16 protein-coding genes are annotated in these 22,167 nt (G+C 40.9%); 11 read left to right on the top strand and 5 right to left on the bottom strand.

Going from position 1 to position 22,167, the window contains the following annotated elements; all coding sequences use genetic code 11:
* Positions 1 to 68: 68 nt before the first annotated feature.
* Positions 69 to 959, top strand: a complete 891-nt coding sequence (locus QUE03_RS17735; protein ID WP_286267909.1) for a dienelactone hydrolase family protein — start codon at positions 69 to 71, stop codon at positions 957 to 959.
* Positions 960 to 1,049: 90 nt separating this feature from the next.
* On the opposite strand, the gene QUE03_RS17730 is transcribed toward QUE03_RS17735, so the two are convergent.
* Positions 1,050 to 1,481, bottom strand: coding sequence for an MAPEG family protein (locus tag QUE03_RS17730; RefSeq protein WP_286263294.1), 432 nt, complete (start codon positions 1,479 to 1,481; stop codon positions 1,050 to 1,052).
* Positions 1,482 to 1,710: 229 nt separating this feature from the next.
* Here QUE03_RS17730 and QUE03_RS17725 point away from each other — a divergent pair, with 229 nt between their 5' ends.
* Together QUE03_RS17725 and QUE03_RS17720 are read left to right on the top strand one after the other, a co-directional pair.
* A complete protein-coding gene (locus QUE03_RS17725; RefSeq protein ID WP_286263293.1) occupies positions 1,711 to 2,019 on the top strand; it encodes a hypothetical protein in 309 nt (102 codons plus the stop codon).
* Positions 2,020 to 2,097: 78 nt separating this feature from the next.
* Entirely contained in the window at positions 2,098 to 4,548 is a 2,451-nt protein-coding gene (locus QUE03_RS17720) for a TonB-dependent receptor (RefSeq protein ID WP_286263292.1), read from the top strand.
* A gap of 71 nt (positions 4,549 to 4,619) precedes the next feature.
* Here the strand turns inward: QUE03_RS17720 and QUE03_RS17715 are convergent, their stop codons facing one another.
* Both QUE03_RS17715 and QUE03_RS17710 read right to left on the bottom strand, forming a co-directional pair.
* A complete protein-coding gene (locus QUE03_RS17715) occupies positions 4,620 to 5,450 on the bottom strand; it encodes a CvfB family protein (RefSeq protein WP_286263291.1) in 831 nt (276 codons plus the stop codon).
* A 73-nt stretch (positions 5,451 to 5,523) separates the two neighbouring features.
* Positions 5,524 to 5,979, bottom strand: a complete 456-nt coding sequence (locus QUE03_RS17710) for a tellurite resistance TerB family protein (RefSeq protein WP_286263290.1) — start codon at positions 5,977 to 5,979, stop codon at positions 5,524 to 5,526.
* A 213-nt stretch (positions 5,980 to 6,192) separates the two neighbouring features.
* Between QUE03_RS17710 and nagX the strand changes: the two genes are divergently transcribed.
* From nagX to QUE03_RS17680, 6 genes are all read left to right on the top strand, one after another.
* A complete protein-coding gene (gene nagX / locus QUE03_RS17705; RefSeq protein ID WP_286263289.1) occupies positions 6,193 to 7,344 on the top strand; it encodes a transmembrane glucosamine N-acetyltransferase NagX in 1,152 nt (383 codons plus the stop codon).
* A gap of 268 nt (positions 7,345 to 7,612) precedes the next feature.
* The gene (locus QUE03_RS17700; RefSeq protein WP_286263288.1) at positions 7,613 to 8,797 is read left to right on the top strand and encodes an efflux RND transporter periplasmic adaptor subunit; all 1,185 of its coding nucleotides are present in this window, start codon (positions 7,613 to 7,615) and stop codon (positions 8,795 to 8,797) included.
* A gap of 4 nt (positions 8,798 to 8,801) precedes the next feature.
* Positions 8,802 to 11,966, top strand: a complete 3,165-nt coding sequence (locus QUE03_RS17695; protein ID WP_286263287.1) for an efflux RND transporter permease subunit — start codon at positions 8,802 to 8,804, stop codon at positions 11,964 to 11,966.
* Positions 11,967 to 12,093: 127 nt separating this feature from the next.
* Entirely contained in the window at positions 12,094 to 12,639 is a 546-nt protein-coding gene (locus QUE03_RS17690) for an RNA polymerase sigma factor (RefSeq protein ID WP_286263286.1), read from the top strand.
* A gap of 6 nt (positions 12,640 to 12,645) precedes the next feature.
* Positions 12,646 to 13,092 carry a hypothetical protein gene (locus QUE03_RS17685; RefSeq protein WP_286263285.1) on the top strand — a complete coding sequence of 149 codons (447 nt, stop codon included), beginning with the start codon at positions 12,646 to 12,648 and terminating at the stop codon, positions 13,090 to 13,092.
* A 10-nt stretch (positions 13,093 to 13,102) separates the two neighbouring features.
* The gene (locus QUE03_RS17680) at positions 13,103 to 14,053 is read left to right on the top strand and encodes a PDZ domain-containing protein (RefSeq protein WP_286263284.1); all 951 of its coding nucleotides are present in this window, start codon (positions 13,103 to 13,105) and stop codon (positions 14,051 to 14,053) included.
* Positions 14,054 to 14,127: 74 nt separating this feature from the next.
* Here the strand turns inward: QUE03_RS17680 and QUE03_RS17675 are convergent, their stop codons facing one another.
* Entirely contained in the window at positions 14,128 to 14,967 is an 840-nt protein-coding gene (locus QUE03_RS17675) for a 2OG-Fe(II) oxygenase family protein (protein ID WP_286263283.1), read from the bottom strand.
* A gap of 177 nt (positions 14,968 to 15,144) precedes the next feature.
* Here QUE03_RS17675 and QUE03_RS17670 point away from each other — a divergent pair, with 177 nt between their 5' ends.
* Positions 15,145 to 15,447 carry a hypothetical protein gene (locus QUE03_RS17670; protein WP_286263282.1) on the top strand — a complete coding sequence of 101 codons (303 nt, stop codon included), beginning with the start codon at positions 15,145 to 15,147 and terminating at the stop codon, positions 15,445 to 15,447.
* 196 nt (positions 15,448 to 15,643) lie between these two features.
* Complete coding sequence (locus QUE03_RS17665; protein ID WP_286263281.1) at positions 15,644 to 18,211, top strand: sensor domain-containing diguanylate cyclase; 2,568 nt, start codon at positions 15,644 to 15,646, stop codon at positions 18,209 to 18,211.
* Between the two features lie 131 nt (positions 18,212 to 18,342).
* Here QUE03_RS17665 and putA read toward each other — a convergent pair whose 3' ends face one another.
* Positions 18,343 to 22,155 (bottom strand): bifunctional proline dehydrogenase/L-glutamate gamma-semialdehyde dehydrogenase PutA, encoded by a 3,813-nt coding sequence (putA, locus tag QUE03_RS17660; protein ID WP_286263280.1) that lies wholly within the window; start codon positions 22,153 to 22,155, stop codon positions 18,343 to 18,345.
* Positions 22,156 to 22,167: the final 12 nt, after the last annotated feature.

Genomic DNA, 22,167 nt, shown 5'->3' with positions numbered 1-22,167 from the left:
TTTTGCGAAACAGCTTAGGTAGTTATATGTTTACTAGCGGAGTAATAAATAACTTACTTGAGGTAACCATGCTAGCAAAAATAAAAAGCGATATTCCACAAGAAGCATTTGATTGGTACGACTCATATGCACATGGTGGTATGGATCGCCGCACTTTCATGAAAAAACTGGGCACTTTGGTCGCCGTTGGTTATTCGATGAGTGTGCTGACTTCCGCTTTACTACCAAATTATGCCTTAGCAGAGCAAGTTTCTTTTAACGATGTGGATATCAAAGCAACATATGAGACCTTTGACTCGCCACTCGGCCATGGCAAAGGACAAGGTTATTTAGTTACTCCCACGAACGTTGATGTCGATTTGCCTGTGGTGTTGGTGGTTCATGAGAACCGGGGTCTAAACCCTTACATTAAAGATGTGGCACGCCGCTTGGCAAAAGCGGGTTATTTGGCCTTTGCACCAGATGCGCTCTATCCATTAGGTGGTTACCCTGGTAATGACGATGAAGGTCGAGCTATGCAGCGCTCGATGGATCGCAATAAAATACAACAAGACTTTATTGCCGCAGCAAAATTTTTAAAATCGCATCAACGCAGTAACGGAAAGTTAGGTGCAGTAGGCTTTTGTTTTGGCGGCTATATTGTCAACTACCTCGCCGCCGTAGAGTCTGATTTACTGAGTGCTGGTGTGCCATTTTACGGTACGCCTGCTAAAGCCGAATTAAGGCAAAACATACAGGCGGCACTGCTTATTCAATTAGCCGCTTTAGATGAGCGAGTGAATAAGTCATGGTCGGGTTATGAAGCTGACTTAAAAGCACTCGGTGTGCCATATAAAATGCATATGTATGAAAACGCTAAACATGGCTTTCACAATGATTCAACCGGACGATACGATAAAGAAAACGCAGCATTAGCATGGCAACGAACCTTATCGTTTTTCAACGACAAGCTTACTTAACCATTGCCTTGCTCACATTATTTATTCCTATAAGGTGTTATCCTCAACCCAAAGCAGCATTAAAGGCTGCTTTGTTGTCTGCTAGTTTCGCTATTGCTGATTAAACAAGCTCAAGAGAACATTGGCAATAAGTACGAATAATGACAGTGATGAAAGAACATATACGATAAACCTTGCGAGCACCTTACCGTTGCTGCAATGAATAATGGAGTGGATCACTCGAAAAAACAAAAATGACCAAGCGGCTAAGTTACTGATGATAGAGTGATCTGGAATTTGACTCGCCACTAAGATCACACCGTAAAACAGCACCGGTAATTCGAATAGATTCTTTAAGTTGTTCGATGGCGCATTAACGTGATCGGGCAGTAATAATGAAACTTGCTCTGGTGCGTGCAATTTATCTGCATGTATGCGGGCTTTCATGACGTAGTTAAGGCGCAGGGTGTACATATAAAACCATACGATCATGGTTAATAACATCATCGCTAACATGGGGATAAATAATGGGTAGAAGCTCATTGTATTTCTCTGTTTTTGCTTTTGTTATAGGATATTAATGCAATATTGTTGTGAGTTCACTGTCTTCTGCTTTGAGCTAAATGTCTAGTACTAATTCTCCACTTATTACCTTTCACCTCAAATTAAACTCCAGTTATCTTATTTCGTTGAGAATTGTTCAGTAGTGTTATATTATCACGTTACTCTTAACTCCGATAACCATGAAGTAATGTCTATCCACAACAAAAATATGAAAATATTTAGTCAGTTTATACTGACTGTGTGGTTATGTGCGTTATTTTCTCATGGAAGTCATGGTCTCAATGCATTAGTACTAGAACGTGATGTTTCTGGTGATAATGAAACATTTTTACATCTTGGCGCTGACGTTGATTGTCACTTATGCTACAACACTTTAGATAGAGTAGAAGATGTTGATTTGGTTGGCGCTTTTGCCGATTTTAGTCAATATGCATTACTCACTTTTAGCAAGCCTGCAGTAAATGTTGCGCAATATTACCGATTACCACAGTTGCGTGCCCCGCCTTTTTTAACCTGAATACGACAAACACAAATATTAAAATTATAAAACGAACGGTTTGACGACTTTCGTGAAATATTATTCAAGGTTAAAAAAATGAAATTCAATAAATTGATGGCGGCTTTTGCTATCTCATCTTTCGTGTCATCGCCTGTGTGGGCGCAAACTATCACAGGAAAAATTATCGATAAAAGCGGTCAGCCTATAGCTTTTGCAGAAATACATCTAGATCAAGAAAAAACACATGTTTTTAGTGACGAACAAGGTAACTTTGAACTAAAAAATGTCGCCGAAGGTATTACTGAACTTCATGTGAGTGCGGAAAACTTTTCTCATTATAATCAAAAGATTACCGTGGCTGGTCAAGACATCAGTGGTTTAGAAATTAGCTTAAATGACACGGTGATGGAAATTATTGATGTCCATGCCACGCCGCTTCATTCGTCGACTATTGAGTCGGCATTACCCGTTAATGTTCTTTCTGCGGATGAATTAAGACTAAAACAAGCATCAACCCTTGGTGAAACGCTTAAGAATGAAGTTGGTGTTCACTCGAGTTATTACGGACCGGTTTCAAGTAGTCCAATCATTCGTGGCCTTGATGGCCCAAGGGTATTGATCAGTCAAAATGGCTTAGATGTGGGGGATGCTTCTCGTGTTGGCGGAGATCATGTTGTTTCAAGCGAAACGAGCACTGCGACACAAATTGAAGTGCTTCGTGGCCCAGCGACTTTGTTTTATGGCAGTGGCGCAATAGGTGGCGTGGTCAATATTGTGGATAATCGCGTACCGACCAGCACCGATACGATGGCTGAATGGCAACTCCAACACAACGATGTTGCCGATGAAAATGAGGCGTCATTTGCGCTAAATACAGGTAGTGGACAAGTTGCCTTACACCTTGACGGATTTTGGCGTGAATCTAATGATTACGACATTCCAGGTTATGCCACATCAGAAGACGAACATGACGACCATGAGGAGGAACATGAAGAAGAGCATGATGAACATGAAGGCGAAAAAGGCACGTTAGCGAACAGTGCATCAAAATCTTCAGGTTTTACCATTGGTACAAGTTATCTTTTAGAAAATGGTTTTATAGGTTTTTCATACGGACGAATGGATCGTGAATACGGTATTCCAGGCCATGGTCATCATGAAGAGGAACATGAAGAAGAAGGTCATGAAGATGAAGAACATGTAGAAGAAAATGTTTTTGCTGACTTAGAGCAGAATCGTTTTCAGATGATCAGTGATTTAAATTTTGATGATAAATTCTTAAGTCGCTTGGCGTCGAAATTTGCGTACACAGACTACCAACATCAAGAAATTGAGAATGGCGAAGTTGGCACAACCTTTAAAAATGAAAGTATTGAAGCCCGTGTTGATGTCTATCATCAAGAATGGAATGGCTGGAACGGTGCTTGGACACTGCATTTTAAAGACAGTGATTTTGAAGCGCTTGGTGAAGAAGCTTTTACGCCCCCTTCATCTACAACGTCATTTGCCTTTGCTTGGTTAGAAGAAAATCATTTAAATGAACAATGGTTGTTACAGCTTGGTGCACGAGTTGAATATGTTGAAATAGAACCATTTGGTATGCATGATAATGAGCATGAAGAGGAGCACGACGAACATGATGAAGAAGAACATCATGATATTGAAAAGCAAGACTTTACCCCAGTCAGTGCATCTGTTGGTTTAGTTTGGGATTATCAGCAAGGTTACAATTTAGGATTTTCTGCCTCGTTTTCTCAACGAGCACCTTCAGCCGCCGAGCTTTTCTCAAATGGTCCTCACATAGGTACTAATACTTTTGAAGTCGGTGCTTTATATGAAGTTGAGCCGCATGGTGACCACCTAGATATTGAAGTAAGCAACCAAGATGTAGAACTTGAAACCTCTTATAACCTTGATATGACTTGGCGTAAATTTGAAGGTGATTTCGGCTTCGTTGTCAGCGCCTTCTACAACCATATTGAGGATTACTACTATCAGCAAGATACGGGTTTATTTATGGAAGGTGGCCACGATCACGACGAACATAACGCGGTAGAAGAAGATCACGGTGAAGAAGAGGGATTACCTGTGTTTGTCTATCGTCAAGATGACGTTGACCTTTATGGTCTAGAGGCCGAATTTGTTTATCAAGTCACCTCATCATTAAAAGCGACGGTGTTTGGTGATTATATCCGTGCTGAACTTTCTGATGGTGGTAACTTACCACGAATTCCGCCAATGCGTGTCGGTGGACAATTAAACTACCAAGCAGAACAATATGCTGCTGAGCTGTCTGTCAGCCACTATTTTGAGCAAAACGATATTGCGGCATATGAAACTAGTACCGATAGCTACACCATGCTCGATGCAAACTTTAATTACTACTTAAGCGGGGTGAGCGATAGTGACTGGGCATCTGATACGATAGTTTTTGTCAAAGGGCAAAATTTAACGGACGAAGAAGCACGGGTGCATTCATCATTCTTAAAAGAAGATGCGCCATTGCCAGGACGTAGCATTAGCTTGGGTATTCGAGGCAGTTTCTAGGCGTATTTGAAATGTAGTAGAGATAAAAAGTGCGGCCACTTAGCCGCATTTTTTATTCGATTGAAGTTATGTTATTTCAAGTGAATGCCATCTGCTTCAATGGTAATCTTACCTTGCTTTAATAAGTGGCCAACAGTTGCTTTAAAGGCTTTCTTACTGACACCAAATACTCTAGATATTTCTTGTGGACTGGACTTGTCATTAATGTGGCTTACGCCATCATTGTTGGCTAAATAGCTGATGAATTTATCGGTAAAATCAATCACTTTACCTTTACCTGAGCGGGCTAAGGATAAGTCGATGCGGCCGTCTTCACGCACTTTTTTGATGTAACCTTTGAGTTGTTGACCAACAAAAATTTTCTGATGGATTTCATTGTCATAGATTAAGCCCCAGTTTAGGTGATTAACAATGGCTTTGTAACCTAAATCTGTTTTGCCGCCAATGACCAAATCAACCTGATCACCTTCTTTGCAATCTGCTGGCCAAATATCTAGGTATTTATCTAGTTTGCTGGTGGCGGCAATACGTTCTGTTCTTTGATCTAAGAAAACACGTACTAAATAACGCTTTCCTACTTCCATCGGGCTGTGTTGAAGTGCTTTTGGTACTAACAAATCTTTTGGTAAGCCCCAATCTAAAAAGGCGCCAAGTTTATTTGCCTGCACTACTTTTAATGAAACAAATTCACCTACTTGCGCTAATGGTTTATCAGTAGTGGCAACAAGGCGGTCGAGAGAGTCGGCGTATATGAACGCTTCAATTTTATCATCCGGCTGACAATTTTCAGGCACATAGCGGTTAGGGAGCAAAATTTCGCCTTGCTCGCCTCCGTCTAAATAAGCACCGTTTGCCGTCAGTGCGATGACGTTTAAAGTATTAAATCTGCCAATGTCAGCCATAAGGGGTTCTTGTTGGAAAAATAAAGCACTATTTTACCTGATAAAGCCAAGCTATTGGTAGTTTATGACATATTTATTCTTGAACAGGTGGCGCGCTGGTTAACTTAGTCTGGATAAATTCACTTTGGCGTAGGTGGAGTAAATCGGCGATTTTTCGGATGATGTGCTCTTCAATGCTAGACAGTTCGCCGTCAGAGTATGCAAGTTGCCACAGTAATTCGATCATTTTTACTCGTTGCTCAGTACTGTAATGTTGATTGAGAGTTGAAGTGAATTGATAAAAATCAGTAGCATTTTCACTCAAGTATATTGCTTGCTCGATAACATCGTCGACTTCAATAGGGGTTAGTGTGAATTCTCGCATTAGCACTGTTGCCATATGTTGCTGCTCTTCATCGGCCATTAACCCATCTGCCTTCATTACTTCGCATAAAAGAACCGCGCAGGATGTCTCTAAGCTATGGGCTGGTTGTGCGTTTTCTGACGCTTCATTTAACGACGCCAAAAACTGCTGAATTTTTTTAAGCATATTGAACTCCTTTGCTTTAATACTAATGCTCAGCAATGATTTCACAAGCAATAAAATGTAGCAAATCTTTACAACTTACCCTATACGTAAACAATTGAGTGAGTAAAGATTGCTATTTTCAGATGAAGCGAATAACATAAATGACAACGTTGTCATTACTGTCCGAACCAACGAGTGAAAGCTTGTTTATTAAACGCTAGGTTGAAGCACTTTATGTCTCAAGTCATGCCCGAAATTGCACCAGAAACCCCCACAAAGCCTAAACGATTGTTGTCTGTTGATGCTCTACGTGGTTTTGATATGTTCTGGATCATGGGGGCAGAAGGCCTCTTTGCTGCGTTGTTTGTAATCACCGGATGGTCATGCTTGGAGCTATTTGACCAACAAATGAAACACAGCGCTTGGCATGGTATTACCGCCTATGACTTAATTTTTCCGTTATTCATATTTTTATCTGGCGTCAGTATTGGTATCGCGGCAAAGCCAATAAAGTCGTATTCACCACACCAAAGAACACAGCAATACAAACACGCATTTAAGCGCCTTTTTCTATTGTTGCTGTTGGGGGTAATATACAACCATGGCTGGGGAACTGGTGTACCACCAAACCCAGATGAGGTTCGATTTGCAAGTGTACTTGGGCGTATAGGAGTAGCATGGTTTGTGGCTATCTTACTGGTTTGGCATTTAACCATTAGGCAGCAATGGATCGTCAGTATTAGTGTATTAATTGGTTACTGGTTGCTATTAAGCTTTGTCACTATTGGCGACTACGGTGCCGGAAATTACAGTGCAACCTTGTCACTCAATGTATGGTTTGATCAACACTTTCTACCCGGTGCTACGTATCGAAATCTGCCAATGGATCCTGAAGGACTGCTCTCAAATATTCCATCAGTAATCAATGCCATGGCAGGCGTCTTTGTCGGTCGCTACATGAAACAAATGCAGCAGAGCGCCAATACGTTATTTATGCATTTGCTTATTGTTGGCTGTTGTCTGTTAGCAATTGGTTTTGCGTGGGGAATGGTATTTCCAATAAATAAAAGCCTATGGACAAGCTCTTTTGTGTTAGTGACTTGTGGCTACAGTGTGTTGTTGTTGGCTGTATTCTATTTACTTATTGATGTACTAGCGTGGCAGTTTTGGGCGAAATTTTTTGCGGTGATCGGCATGAATTCCATCGTCATCTATTTGAGTGCAAGCTTGGTCAATTGGAAGTTTAGTGCACACAGCTTGGCTGGTGGATGGATCAGTGCATTACCGCAAGGTTGGTCGTCACTGTTGGAAATCTGCGTGATTTTGTTGTTGCAGTGGGGTGTACTTTATTGGCTTTATCGCCGAAATATTTTCATAAAAGTTTAAAATGTGGTTAAAACCACTAAACCGCTATTCCAGTAACAATCAGATTAGGTGCTTTGTCGTCTCTATTTATTCGTATTTATATGACTGTAAGTAGTTGTATTAAAGGTTTTTTATAAAGTTTTTTGTAGAATTTTTATTGTTTTTCCCATTTCGGCTCAGTTTTTGTAATAGACAGTTACAAACCATTTCAATTTGTATGTACTTAATTCGATATTCTTAACATATTGAAACATTGAGCGTACAAAGAATAAAAATTGAGGATAGTAAAGTGGCACGGAAAAAACAGATCATCGTCCCTATTGTGATATTAGCTGCTGGTGTATTAGCTTTTGTTGGTTTTTCTGCAATGAAAAAACCACCTGAAGAGAAAGCAGAAGTTGATAATACGCCAATTGTTGCTGTAGAGCAGATTACCGTTGAGTCAATGCAATTAACGGTTAAGTCCCACGGCATTGTCATGCCGAAATATGAAACTCGCCTTGTTTCACAAATCAGTGGAGAGATCGTTGAATTGTCTGAGGCATTTGTTCGTGGTGGATTCGTCAAAAAAGGTCAGCTGCTGGCAAGAATAGACCCAAGTGACTATGAAGCGGCTTTACTTGATGCTCAAGCCAATCACGCTTCCTCACTTGCTTCGTTAGAAACTGAACGAGCGAAAAGTAAAGTTGCCGAAACGGAATGGAAGCGCATTACTCACAGTGCTCCAACGGAGCTAAGTTTACGTAAGCCTCAGCTTGCACAAGAACTTGCACATGTTAAATCGGCAAAAGCAACTATCTTACGTGCACAGCGTAACCTCGAACGTACTGAAATCAGAGCACCTTATGATGCAATGATCGAGTCACGTCATGTTGGTTTGGGCTCATTTGTCACGGTTGGCTCTGATATTGGTAAAGTACTAGGCACCGCGATAGCTGAAGTAAGATTACCTGTAGCGGATAATCAATTGAAATTCTTGATTGACCAAGGACAACAGGCTCAAGTTCAACTCTCTGGTACATTTTCGGGCACTCAAAGATTTTGGTCTGCACATGTTGCTCGAAATGAAGGGGTTGTCGATAACAAGAGTCGTATGGGTTACCTTGTCGCAGAAATAAAAGACCCTTACGGATTAAATGAATCAAAAACAGAATTGCGCTTTGGTTCGTATGTAAACGCCGCTATTTTTGGTATTGAAGTGGCTCAGGCAAGCGTCATTCCTAATTATCTAATTTCGGATGGTCGCATTGCCCTGCTTAATGATGAGTCAAAACTGCACTTCGCCGAGGTTGAAATTATCCGTCAAGATGGCGCGAATTCTATTATTTCCAATGGGTTATCAACCGGTGACCGAATGATTACATCGGCGTTAGACTACCCAATTAATGGTATGGCGCTGGCTTTGCCAAAAGATGAAGAGCAAACACCAGAACAAAGCGTCGTTGATACCCAAATAGCAAGTATTCAGGAGTAGGCTAATGACGGCTATCGAGAAAGACGACACACATAAAGGTCTTATCGCCTGGTTTGCGCGCAATAGTGTTGCAGCAAACTTGTTGATGATATTTATCATTATCGGTGGTTTGTTAACCGCAGGTACTATCAGTAAACAAATGTTCCCTCCATTTGAAAGTAACTGGATCAGTTTTAGTGCGGTGTATCCTGGCACAGCACCACAGGAAGTCGAAGAAGGGATCACCATTAAAATTGAGGAATCGTTAGAGTCTGTTGAAGGGCTAGACCGTGTTATTACTTATTCCAATCGGAATTTTTCTAACGGTTGGTTCCGTGTTGATGAAGGATACGATCCACTGGTTGTTTTGGATGAAGTGAAATCGAAGATTGACAGCATTTCAACTTTTCCTGATGGCATGGAGCGCGTTAAAGTAGAACGTGAACAATTCAAACAAGAAGTGATGTACATCAGTTTGTATGGCGACCTGACATTTAAAGAGCTGAAAGAGTTAGGTAAGAAAATTCACGATGAAATCCAACAACAACCGCTGGTTAATATCTCTGAATTCTATAGTGGATTGGGGTACGAAATATCTATTGAAGTCAGTAAAGATAAACTACGTGAATACGGACTAAGCTTTAATGATGTTGCAACAGCGGTAAGAAGCTACTCACGCAATATGTCAGCAGGTCAAATCCGTGCTCAAAATGGCTATATCAACCTTCGCGTTGAAAACCAAGCGTACAAAGGACATGAGTTTGAGCTTATTCCACTAATTACCTTGACCGACGGAACTAAAATATTATTAGGTGAAGTTGCAACCATTATTGATGGCTTTGAAGAAGGTATTCAATACTCAAAATTTAACGGAAAAAATTCCGTTACATTTTTTGTTGGCGCGGCAGGTGAACAGAGCATTACCAATGTAGCTGACGTAATGAATAAATATGTTCTAGCAAAGCAAAAAGAGCTACCAGACGGTGTTAAATTAGAAACTTGGGTAGACTTAACGTATTACTTAGAAGGTCGTCTAGATATGATGTTAGACAACATGAAAAGTGGTGCGGTGCTTGTATTCTTAATGTTGGCACTATTCTTACGCGTTCGCTTAGCCTTTTGGGTCATGATGGGCTTACCGGTATGTTTCTTAGGTACGTTACTGGTTATGCCAATGGAATTTGTTAACGTAACAATTAACATCACTAGCCTATTCGCCTTTATCTTAGTTCTAGGTATTGTGGTTGATGATGCAATAGTCATGGGTGAAAGTGCCCATTCTGAAATTGAAAAAAGCGGCCATTCTACAGAAAGCGTTATTCGCGGCGTAAAACGCGTTGCTATGCCTGCCACCTTTGGTGTATTAACTACAATCGCAGCATTCTTTCCTCTAATTTTAGGGGATGGACCGGGCTCTGCTTGGAGTAAGTCTATCGGTTTCGTGGTGATATTTTGTTTATTGTTCTCATTGGTTGAGTCGAAGCTAATTTTACCAGCGCATTTGGTCAGAATGAAAAATAAACCCGTAAACCCTAAAAATCCACTGCACCGTTTCCGTCAAGCATTAGACAATGGTTTAAAGCGTTTCATTGAAAACAAATACAAACCATTTTTAGAAACCGCTTTGCATTATCGCTATGGTGTGATGACTTTTTTCATCAGTATCTTATTGATCAGTGCAGGCTTATACGCAGGTGGTTTGGTGCGCTTTATTGGTCAGCCTAAAGTACCTCATGACTTCCCGCGTGTTGCAGTGGAAATGAACACAGATACTGCTGAGAAAACAACGCTAGATACTTTGTTAACATTAGAAAAAATCCTTTACGATGTTGATAAGAAAATCGAAGCAGAGCATGGCAAACCAATGATTGCCGATATGCAAGTTGATCTTCGCAGCCGGATAAGTGGCCGTATCATGGTGAAGTTAGTAGAACCTAAAGACCGTGCAATGAATACCTTTGAACTGGCTGATTTATGGCGTAAAGCTATCCCGCCACTACCAGGTGTCAAACGTTTCAATATTGATGATAATTTATTCGGTGGTGGCCGTGATGATGGCGATATTAGCTTTAGATTAGAAAGTACCGATGACCGTCAGCTGTTAGGTGCAGCCAAAGAGCTAAAAGCTAAATTGAATAGCTTAAAAGGTGTTGGTGACGTTAATGATAGTCGTCAAACCAGTGCTAAAGAAGTTCAGTTTACCTTGAAGCCTTTGGCATACAGTATGGGATTGACCTTGTCTGATATCGCTTCTCAAGTGAGCTACAGTTTTTATGGCTTAGAAGCACAACGTATTTTACGTGAAAGTGAAGAGATTAAGGTCATGGTACGCTACCCGCTCGATGAACGCAGTTCTGTGGGTCATGTTGATGATGTGATGATCCAAGCACCAAACGGTGCTGAGTTACCTTTATCAGAATTGGCAGATATTTCTTTGCATGACGGTGTGACACGTATTCGTCGCGAAAATGGTAACAGAACAATCAATATTTGGGGCAGCGTTGATGCCGCACAAGTTGAACCGTTTGAAGTGACCAAAGAGATACGTGACGAATATTTACCTGAGTTATTGAGAAAGTACCCACAAGTACAAAGTGAAGTGTCTGGACGTATCCAAGAAGAGATGGAAAGTGCGAATAAGCAAATGCGTGACTTTGTCTTGTCTTTGATGGTGATATTCACTTTACTTGCGGTACCGTTGAAGTCGTACTCTCAGCCATTAATGATAATGACGGTAATTCCGTTTGGTATTGTTGGTGCAATGATCGGCCATATGGCACTGGGGATGGATTTAAACGTTCTGTCTATGTTCGGTATCATTGCGGCAGCAGGGGTGGTCATTAATGACTCTTTAGTGATGGTTGACCACGTTAATAAGTCGCGTGAGCAAGGTATCCCGCTACGAGAAGCGGTGGTGTATTCTGGCTGTCGCCGCTTTAGAGCAATCTTGCTGACATCATTAACCACCTTTATTGGCTTAGTGCCGATTATGATGGAAACTAGCATGCAAGCGAAAATGGTGATCCCAATGGCGGTATCTCTAGCGTTTGGTGTGTTGTTTGCGACGATAGTGACATTAGTGATGATTCCAGCACTATATCTGGTCATAGAAGATGCTCGCAACGTCTTCAAACGTAAGAAAAATCAGCCTGAAACTACGAGTGAAACAGAAGCTATCGCAGTTAATTAAAAATACTGTATGATAAAGATTAAAAAGAGGATATATCATCCTCTTTTTTGTTTTCTGTACCTTAATTGTCATCAAAGTAGTGTCACAAAAATTGGATTCGCCCGTCTTATAGGAAAGTGGGAGATTAATGAGTAAGCAAGGATTTGGACAAGCGTTAACGCGTCAGGAGTTTACTATGTTGCAAAAAGGCAAGCATAGTGGCTTTGATGCGGCATATCATTTGTATGCCGACCATGTATATTCGCTAAGCCTTCACCTTGTTTGTGATGAACAACAAGCCGCTGATATTCTTCAACAAGTGTTTGAAATCTTATTGAGAAAACGCGCTTCTATTAAACAACCTGATGCGCTTGGCTCATGGCTAAAGCGTTGCACAATTAATGAGTGTACTGATTATTTTCGGCGTATTAATAAAGAGTCTAGTTATCAATCGACGGTTGATGTCCAACAAGCGGCGTCCTCGCTACTTGATGAACAAGCAAGCATTGACGATACTAAAACGGCACAACTTATCAATGAGTTGCCTGTTGCTCAACGTTCGATTGTTTATTTACACACTGTTCAAAACCTTAAACACAAAGAAATAGCACAGCAACTTGGCGTAAAAGACACCAGTGTAAGGCAAAATTATCGGCGTGCATTGAGCAAACTGAAAAAGTGGCTAACAAGGTAGTTGGGTATGACGCATTTTGAAGAACAGTTAAAATGGCGAATTGATACGGCGGATACGTCGATGTTAGTTCAACCTGCGCCACCTTTAGCTGAAAAAATTTGGGAAAAACATCAAGCCAGAAAAACAAACAATGTTATCGCATTAATTGCGTGCCTATCATTGTTAAGTTTTGGTTACTGGCTGCAACTGTCGCTACAATCTAATCAAGCGCCGAGTTTTATTGCTCAAGGGCATCAATATGAGCGAAAACTAGCACAACTATCTCATATACAGTTGTCGGACCATCACAGTGCTGTGATGACGAACTGGCATCATGAACTCGCTGTTATCGATCAAATCATCGACCAAAGCCAAGGCAAAGCAAACTACACCGAGCTTTGGATACAGCGCACCAACTTGTTAAAAACGATGGTAGAGTTTTATGAAAAACCTATCGATGTTTATGAAATATAAAGGCGTAATTATGAAGTTATTTTGTTGGCTTTTAATACTTTTAAGCGGTTCACTTCAAGCTTATGAGCTTAAGTCTGCTCAGTCCAAGCAGTTAGCCACTCAGTTGGTGGAATTGGTGAATCAAAAAATTGCTGAAATCACCGCATTGGAAATTGCTTCTGGTGTCCCGGTTGATGAGATTGAACTTGATATTGTTCAGCAGATGAGATTTGATAGTGGCCGCTTTGGTGCAGTTTTAAGTGCTAATCAACTAGGCCAGATATTATCGGTTACCCCACGAGGGCAAGCAGCCGCTTTAGGCTTGCGAGGGGGGGACATAATCTTGTCAATTAATGATACTAAACTTGCTGATGCAGGCGAAGACTGGTCGATGTTACTACAATATTTGCCTAATGATTCGAGTGTGACATTAGAGGTTGATCGCCAAGGTAAGAAAATTAAACTGCAAGGTAAAATTAAGGCAAAGTATATCCCTCAATGGCAATTGTTAAGCTCAGATCATTTGTCGTTTTTAGACACCAATCGATACAAACAAATTCCCTATTGGCAAAATGATGTTGACCAACCAATTTTCTCTAGCGAAAACAGCTGGGGGGTTCCTCAACTGAATGATACCACTAGTTGCGGTCAGGTGATTTTAGTCAACAGTTTATCCATTTCACCACCGCGCTTTAGTGGTTTAAAAGATACAGCAGTGATTAAAGAAGTGAATGGTGATTTATGGGGAAACAAGTCGAGGCAAAGACTAAAGGTAGGCAACCACCATTTAAAAATTGGTAGTAAGTATGATACGCCGCAGGAAATCAAAAACCTGTCCATTAATGTTGAAGCTAACACAAATTATTATATTGCTTACGTAAGAAATAAAGCTTGGGTAGATAAGAAAGGGCATGACATTAATATTGGCAAATACACAGGGCCGGTTATTTGGAAAACCAAAACCCAATCTTGTGTTATGTAATCACTAACGGCGGTCAATCGCTGTTAGTGATCATTCACCAGAGGTAAATTAATGACCTCTGGCGAAAAATACAGTTAGATCACACCAAGTTCACGTAATCTTTCTTGTAAATATGATTTTTGTGTGTGTCTTTCAGACAATACAACTTCATCTCTTGGATGCAAAAATAGTGGTAAAGAAATACGTGATTTAGTGCAAGCCTTACCTGTTGGGTTGATGACTCGGTGACTAGTCGATGGGAAGTATCCGCCTGAGCATTCTTGCAACATATCACCAATATTAATAATTAAACTGCCAAAATCACAAGGCACATCTACCCACTTACCATCTTGCTGCTGAACTTGTAAACCAGGTTCATTTGCTGCCGGCAAAATGGTCAGTAAATTGATATCCTCGTGAGCCGCTGCACGGATCGCGCCAGGCTCTTCCTCGCCGGTTAATGGTGGGTAATGTAATACACGGAGTAGCGTGTTTGGCGTGTCCTTAATCATATTTGATAGCGGCTCAGCATAAAGCTTTGCTACATCGTTTGGACTGTGACGCTCAACCCAATCTAATAATTCAGCAGCTAAGTCCGACGCCATCTTATAATAATTTAAGATTTCATCCGTCAGTTGGGCTGGGATTCGGCCCCATGGGTAAACGTGATAATACTCTTTAATGTCTTTTTTGGTATGGCCTTTTGCCGTTTCTGATATTTCAGGAGCAAAGTAACCGTCTTGTGTTTTAGGATCGAAAGCATATTCTGTTTTTTGCTCTCCATTAAAAAATTCATACCAATTTTTATAGATAGACTCGACTAACTCTTGACTGATTGGGTGATTAACTAGCACGCCAAAGCCTGTTTCCTTTAAACTTTTCGTAAAAAGCTCAGGGGCTTTTTCATCCTTATAATCAACAACTTGAACCTTCATTCTGGCAATTCCTATTAAAGAGTAATTAAATTACTAATACTAAATTACAATAACTATAGTTAATTATAGCTAATCTAACATAAGTTAACCAATTGGTCAGCTTTAATAACAGCTATCGCTTTGCTATTGTCTGGTTATAATGATCAAGTACCTATAATAATTAATAGAAGTTCCATTATGAAGAAAATTGCCCAATTTCCACTTTTGACGGTTATGTGTGCAGGTTTTATACTATTAGCTGGTTGCTCTTCTCATGGAAAAATTTGTGAAGACGTCACTGTGGCTGCTGAGCAAGTACAGCAATGCCAAGTCTTACAGCGTCAAATTTCAAATACTAAAGATAGCCCTATAGTTAGAGCAGAGCTTGAAAGACGATATGAACAAGATTGTATCAATTTACGGTATTATCGTGATGATCAGCAAGCAGCAGTTTGTGCAAACAAAGAAAAGGTAAACTCACTTGCAGATCAAAATAATTAATGAAGTGACAGTATGATTGAATCTAATGATTGGTGATTATTGGTTTGCCATCTTGGTAACATGATTAATCATTGTTTTTGAATGTACGTTAAGTGGAGCTGATTTGTTTTCAGACTTGTAACTAATGTGCATATATATATGAAGGTTCGCTTCGTTTTATAATTTAGGTAATTGATTAAGAGGTTCTAATATCAGCATGCCTAGACTTGTATCAGCAAGTAACACATTGAATCAACGCCATGACGAATTGTCAGGCGAACTTGAGCGTTTGCGTGCAAGTTATCAAAACCTCCAAGATCGCCATACTGCGTTATTTAAACTTAATAAACTGTCTCAAGAATGTACCGAGCTTAATAGTTTTTTTGAGCAGGTCCATCAGGTAATTTCCGGTTTAATGGTCGCAAAAAATTTCTATGTCGTGATGTACGACCAAACACTTGCAACATTGGAATTTGTTTATCATGTCGATGAAGAAGACACCATGCCTATAGGAACGATTCCGTATGATAAATTGAAAGGCTCAATGACACACTATGTGATTGAAACAGGACAAGCCATGCTGGCAACTCCTGAGCTTATTTCGGGATATGTTGAACAAGGTATTTTAGGTCATGTTGGTGCCGTTGGCATGGACTGGTTAGGAGTTCCCTTGATACACGAAGGCTACGTCATCGGCGTGATGGCAGTGCAGAGTTATTCGGAGTCCACTCGATATTTAGAGCAAGATAAAGAATTATTGATGTTTACTGCACAGCATGTAGTTACAGCAATGTTACGCTTGCAAGACCGAGAACGATTACAACATGCCGTTAGCTCTAGAACAAGTGAACTTATGGAGCAAATCAGGGAGCGTGAACGTGCTGAGTTATTACAGGAATCTCTCTACCGCATATCAGAATTAACCAATGATGCATCGATTGAAATAGATAAATTCTACAGTCAAGTGCATAACATTATTGGACAGTTGATCAACGCATCGAACTTTTTTATCACAAAGTATGATAAAGAAAGTGAAACGATAGATTTTGTTTATTATGTCGATTTAGCTGCAATTAATTTAGCGAAAGACTTTCAACCGCAAAAATTATCCGATCAATTCTTAGCTCATGTTATTCGAACAGGTAAAACTCAGCTTTTATCTCAACAAGATATGCAACAGCTGCATAATCAAGGTAAGGCTAAAAAGCCTCAACAAGAAACTCATTCATGGCTTGGTGTTCCCCTTGTATATTCTGATGAAGTGATCGGTGTCATGGTGGTACAGAGTTACCATGAATCAACAATATATGATGAAAACGACGCTGAATTGATGAATTTCGTTTCACATCATGTCTCCACTTCCATTAAGCGTCGTGAAGTGCTCGATAACGAACGCCAATCTCATGAATTACTCGAGCAACAAGTTAAATTAAGAACCATCGCACTAGAAGAAGAAATTCGCCAGCGCAAGCAAGCTGAAAAAATGCTCACCCATAATGCCTCACATGACTCATTAACTGGGTTACCTAATCGTGTCGTGTTTAATGATTTGTTAAATCGCGCAATCGCATCGGTCAAAAGGCATCGCCGTGAAGAATTTGCAGTCCTATTTTTAGATCTAGACAGATTTAAAATGGTCAATGACAGCTTAGGGCATCATGCTGGCGACATGCTGCTCCGAATTGTTGCTAAACAATTGAAACAAATTATTCGAGATAAAGATATTGTCGCTCGTTTAGGCGGTGATGAGTTTGTCATACTTATTGAGGACTTGGATAACAAAGACGAAGCATACGAAATAGCAGAGCGCATAACCTTCGCACTTTCTCGACCATTTGAATTAGAAAACCAGCAAGTCTTTATCGGGACCAGTGTTGGACTGCTGTTCAGTGATCCTCGTTATAAGGATGCCGATACCATGTTACGTGATGCGGATACTGCCATGTACTATGCCAAGGACAACGGGAAGGGCCGCTATGAAGAATTTGATGCTAGCATGCACCAAAAAATTCAAGATGACCTTGTCCTCGAAGCAGATATTCGAGAAGCACTTAGGCACCATGAATTCATACCTTATTTTCAGCCCATTGTACGTTTAGCAACAAATGAAATTGTTGGCTTTGAAGCGTTAGCGAGGTGGAAAAGTCCCAAAAGGGGCCTAGTATACCCTGGAGTGTTTATACCCTTAGCAGAAGAAACCAAGTTAGTGATGGCGATAGATCTGCAAATAATAGAAGCGTCGTGCCGACAAATTAAGCAATGGAAAAATTTAAATCAACAGGATAACTTATACGTTAGCTGTAACTTGTTTTGTGATCACTTTTTTACCCAAACTTTGGCTGATGACATTAAAAATATTCTACAGGTGACAGGAATAAAGCCAGAGCAATTACGAATTGAACTTACGGAAAGGGCGTTACTGGAAGAAACTGATGTCGTTTTGGCTAATATGCAAGCGCTTAAACAGTTAGGGGTAAAAATTCTCTTAGACGATTTTGGTACTGGCTATTCAAGCCTCAGTTACTTACATCGATTCCCGATAGATGTGTTGAAAATAGACCGTTCGTTTGTTGATCGTGCGAGTACCAAAGTGACTAACAAAGCAATTATCAAAACCATTATCGATTTGGCCACAAATTTAAAAATGGCGACGATAGGTGAAGGCGTTGAGCAAAATGCGGATGCCGAGCTGTTGGCGCAAATGGGTTGTATGTATGGCCAAGGTTACTATTTTCATAAACCTCTACCAGCTATGAAAATTCAAAAACTTATCCAATTGGATTAATTAACGTTATTCAGTTAATAGGTGAATTATTACTTGAGCATATAACTTATTGTTCAAGTAAATAAAAAACGCTAAACGGCTTAGACCATTTAGCGTTTTTATATCAAACGAAAGCGTGTTTACCCTTCAAATTAGCTATCAGTAATTTCCATGGTCATTAATGAAGCATTACCACCAGCGGCAGTTGTATCAATGGTGATGGTTTTCTCTGTAACCATTCGCTCGAATAAGCTCTTATTGGTGTATGCGGTAATTAGCGGGAGTATCGCGCCTTTGCGAGCGGCAATAGTTTCACCAATGTACTTTTTCATTGGGCTTTGATTGTCGACAACCGCACCGGCTAAATGAGGATGATTCAAACAAACAGGTAAATGCCCGAGTGTGGCTACGCTAAATACACCTTTAGGCAAGCCGCTGTCGACCAATTGCGCTTGTATACTTTTTGTCTCTTCTAAGTATGCATTATCAACTACGGCTACCACACAGTTACCAGTGGCTAAGGCTGAAATGACTGACAACATCCAAAAATCAAATGACGTATCAGTACAACGAACACAAGCAACCGTACCGCGAGACTCTAAGTGAAGAATGTTAGATTCACCCGTAGGGCCTGGCAATTCAGTTGGCTTGTCCAATGCTTTTTCAATTAACAATAGTTGAGCTCTGGCATCGGTTAGTGTTTTTGCAAGATCAGTTTCTTGTTTAACTTCTTTATTCGATGATATTTGTGCAAGCAATTGACGTAAAACTGAAACGCGATCATTTAGTGAGGTAAAACTCCAGACTAGTTCAATGCGCTTGATGTTCTTAAGTGATGCGTCCACTTGACCAGCGGTTGGCAATGCTTGGTCAAATAAGTCGAGATAATGCGCCAGCTTTTCTTCACTTAATGGTACATCTACCGCCGCGACTTTATCTTTAACGAGGCGCGTTAGGTACATTGGACCACCAGCTTTAGGGCCAGTACCCGATAGACCGCGACCACCAAATGGTTGCACACCTACAACAGCGCCGATCATGTTACGGTTTACATAAACATTGCCTGCACGAGAGCGTGCAGCAAGGTATTGCGCTTTTTCTTCTATTCGAGTGTGTATACCCATGGTTAACCCAAAGCCAGTTCCGTTTATTTGATCAATAACATTTTCAAGCTCTGATGCTTGATAACGAACAATATGGACAATTGGACCAAAAACTTCTTTCTTAAGCACGGACAGGTTGCTGATTTCATACAAACGAGGCACGAAGAAATTATGCGGTGTATCACCCATTTCTGGTGCTTTGCAGGCGTAATGCAGTTTCCCGTTAGTTGATAAATAATCAACATGTGCATTTAAGGCGTTTAATGCCTTTTGGTCAATGACCGGACCAACATCTGTGCTGAAGAATGCAGGATCGCCAACATGTAGCTCTTGCATTGCACCTTTGATCATACCAATCACTTTATCTGCTATATCATCCTGTAAGAACAATACGCGCAAAGCTGAGCAACGTTGGCCTGCACTTTGGAATCCTGACGCTATAACGTCATCAACTACTTGCTCAGGTAAAGCGGTAGAGTCAATGACCATACAGTTTTGACCACCTGTTTCTGCAATAAGTGGTACTGGGTCACCGCTGCGCTCAGCTAGTTTTTGAGAAATCCAAGCGCCTGTTTCAGTTGAACCAGTAAACATGATCGCTTGAATGCGAGCGTCTGGCACAATGATTTGACCGACTTTGCTACCACGAGCAATTACTGGCACTACCACTGAAGTTGGCAAACCGGCTTCACGCATTAACTCAATGGTGCGCAGGGCGACCAAACTGGTTTGTTCCGCTGGTTTAGCAACAACGGTGTTACCCGCAACGATAGCAGCAGAGACTTGGCCAAGGAAAATAGCTAATGGGAAGTTCCAAGGGCTAATACAAAGGACAACACCACGAGCTTCTAATGTGCCATCGGCAAGTAATTCATGTGCACGAGCGGCGTAGTAACGACAAAAATCAACTGCTTCACGCACTTCAGATACACCATCGATAATGGTTTTACCGGCTTCTTTTGTACAAAGTGCAATGAGTTCATCACGATGAGCTTCGAGTGCATCTGCAGTTTTTAATAAAATGAGTGCACGTTCATCAACACTGGTTTTCGACCAATCGCTGAAGGCGTTGTTTGCACGTTCAACAATAGCAGCCATTTGCGCTTCATCAGCATGTTGGATGTAACCGAGTACTTCGTTGTGATTCGCAGGGTTAGTAACTGCTTCTAAACCTTCAATGTCTGTATTTACCTGCGCAACTTCTTGCTGGTTGGTGTTTACCCATGCTTCGATGTTGTCACGCATTTGGCTAACTTGGTCGATATCGGTTAAATCGATACCCTTTGAATTGGCGCGTTCTTGCCCATAAATGTCGATAGCTTGAGGTATTTGTGGATTATATTTGTTTTCCCAACTTTGTACTGTTTCCACTGGGTCAGCTAATAATGATTCGACAGGGATGTTGTCATCAACAATATTATTCACAAAAGAGCTGTTTGCGCCATTTTCCAGCAATCGGCGCACCAAGTAAGCCAGTAGGTCTGAATGTTCACCAACAGGTGCGTAAACACGGCAAGGGACTTTCTTGTTGGTGACCACTTGATCAAATAAAGACTCCCCCATACCGTGTAAGCGCTGGAATTCAAAGCCACGTGCATCTTGAGCAATTTCTAGAATAGTGGCGACAGTATAGGCGTTGTGAGTCGCAAATTGAGGATAGATGGTGTCACGATATTCCAGAAGTTTCTTCGCACAAGCTTGGTATGAAACGTCAGTTGAAGGTTTACGAGAGAACACGGGGAAATCTTCTAACCCTTCTGCCTGACAATGCTTCACTTCACTGTCCCAGTAAGCGCCTTTAACTAGGCGAACCATCATTTGACGGCCAACGCGTTGGGTTAACTCACGAACCCACTCAATGACAAATAGACCGCGTTTTTGATAGGCTTGAACAGCAATACCAAAACCGTCCCATCCGGCTAAATCTTTATCAGAGAAAACCGCTTCAATAATATCTAAAGAGATATCTAAACGGTCTGCTTCTTCTGCATCAACGGTGAAGCCTATATCGTAGGCTTTAGCTGCAATGGCCAGTTTTTTAAGGCGAGGGATGATCTCATCAATAACGCGTTCACGATGTGAAAATTCATAGCGTGGGTGAATCGCCGATAACTTAATTGAAATACCCGGACTTTTTTGAGGCCCTTTATTTTTTGCCGCATAGCCAATGGAATCTATGGCTGTCATGTATGAATCAAAGTAGCGATCAGCGTCTTTCATGGTGCGAGCGCCTTCGCCGAGCATATCGTAAGAATAAGTATAACCTTTCGCTTCAACTGCTTTAGCACGTTCAACTGCACTGTTTATGTTACTACCCATAACAAACTGAGTGCCCATAATTTTCATGGCATAACGTACCGCTTTGCGGATTACAGGTTCACCTAGGCGACCAACCGTTTTCTTGAGTAAACCAAATTGAGTTTTTTTCTTGCTGTCAGTGTAATTAACTAGCTTACCTGTTAATAACAAACCCCAAGAAGAGGCATTTACAAACATTGAGTCGCTATTACCGATATGTGCGCTCCAATCACCTTCGGCCAATTTGTCACGAATAAGGCTATCTGCCGTTGCTTTATCAGGAACACGAAGCAAAGCTTCGGCTAAACACATCAGTACCACACCTTCTTCTGTTGAAAGTGAGAATTCGTTCAGTAAGGCATCAACGCCACCTTGACCTTCTTGGTCTCTACGAATGTTAACAACGAGTTGACGGGCGTAATCCCATGCTCGCGACTTTGCTTCTACATCAATTTCAGCAATTGGTAATAGTGTATCTAGTACTTTATTTTCATCGGCACGATAATGATCGCGAATTGTCTGACGAATCGAATCTTGTGCTTTAAGTGAACCGTTAAAAAGCATATAACCACCCGT

Source organism: Thalassotalea atypica (assembly GCF_030295975.1).
In the GTDB taxonomy this organism is placed as follows: Bacteria; Pseudomonadota; Gammaproteobacteria; order Enterobacterales; family Alteromonadaceae; genus Thalassotalea_F; species Thalassotalea_F atypica.
Note: the sequence above shows the minus strand (reverse complement) of the source record. Positions and strands in the feature narration are given on the sequence as shown.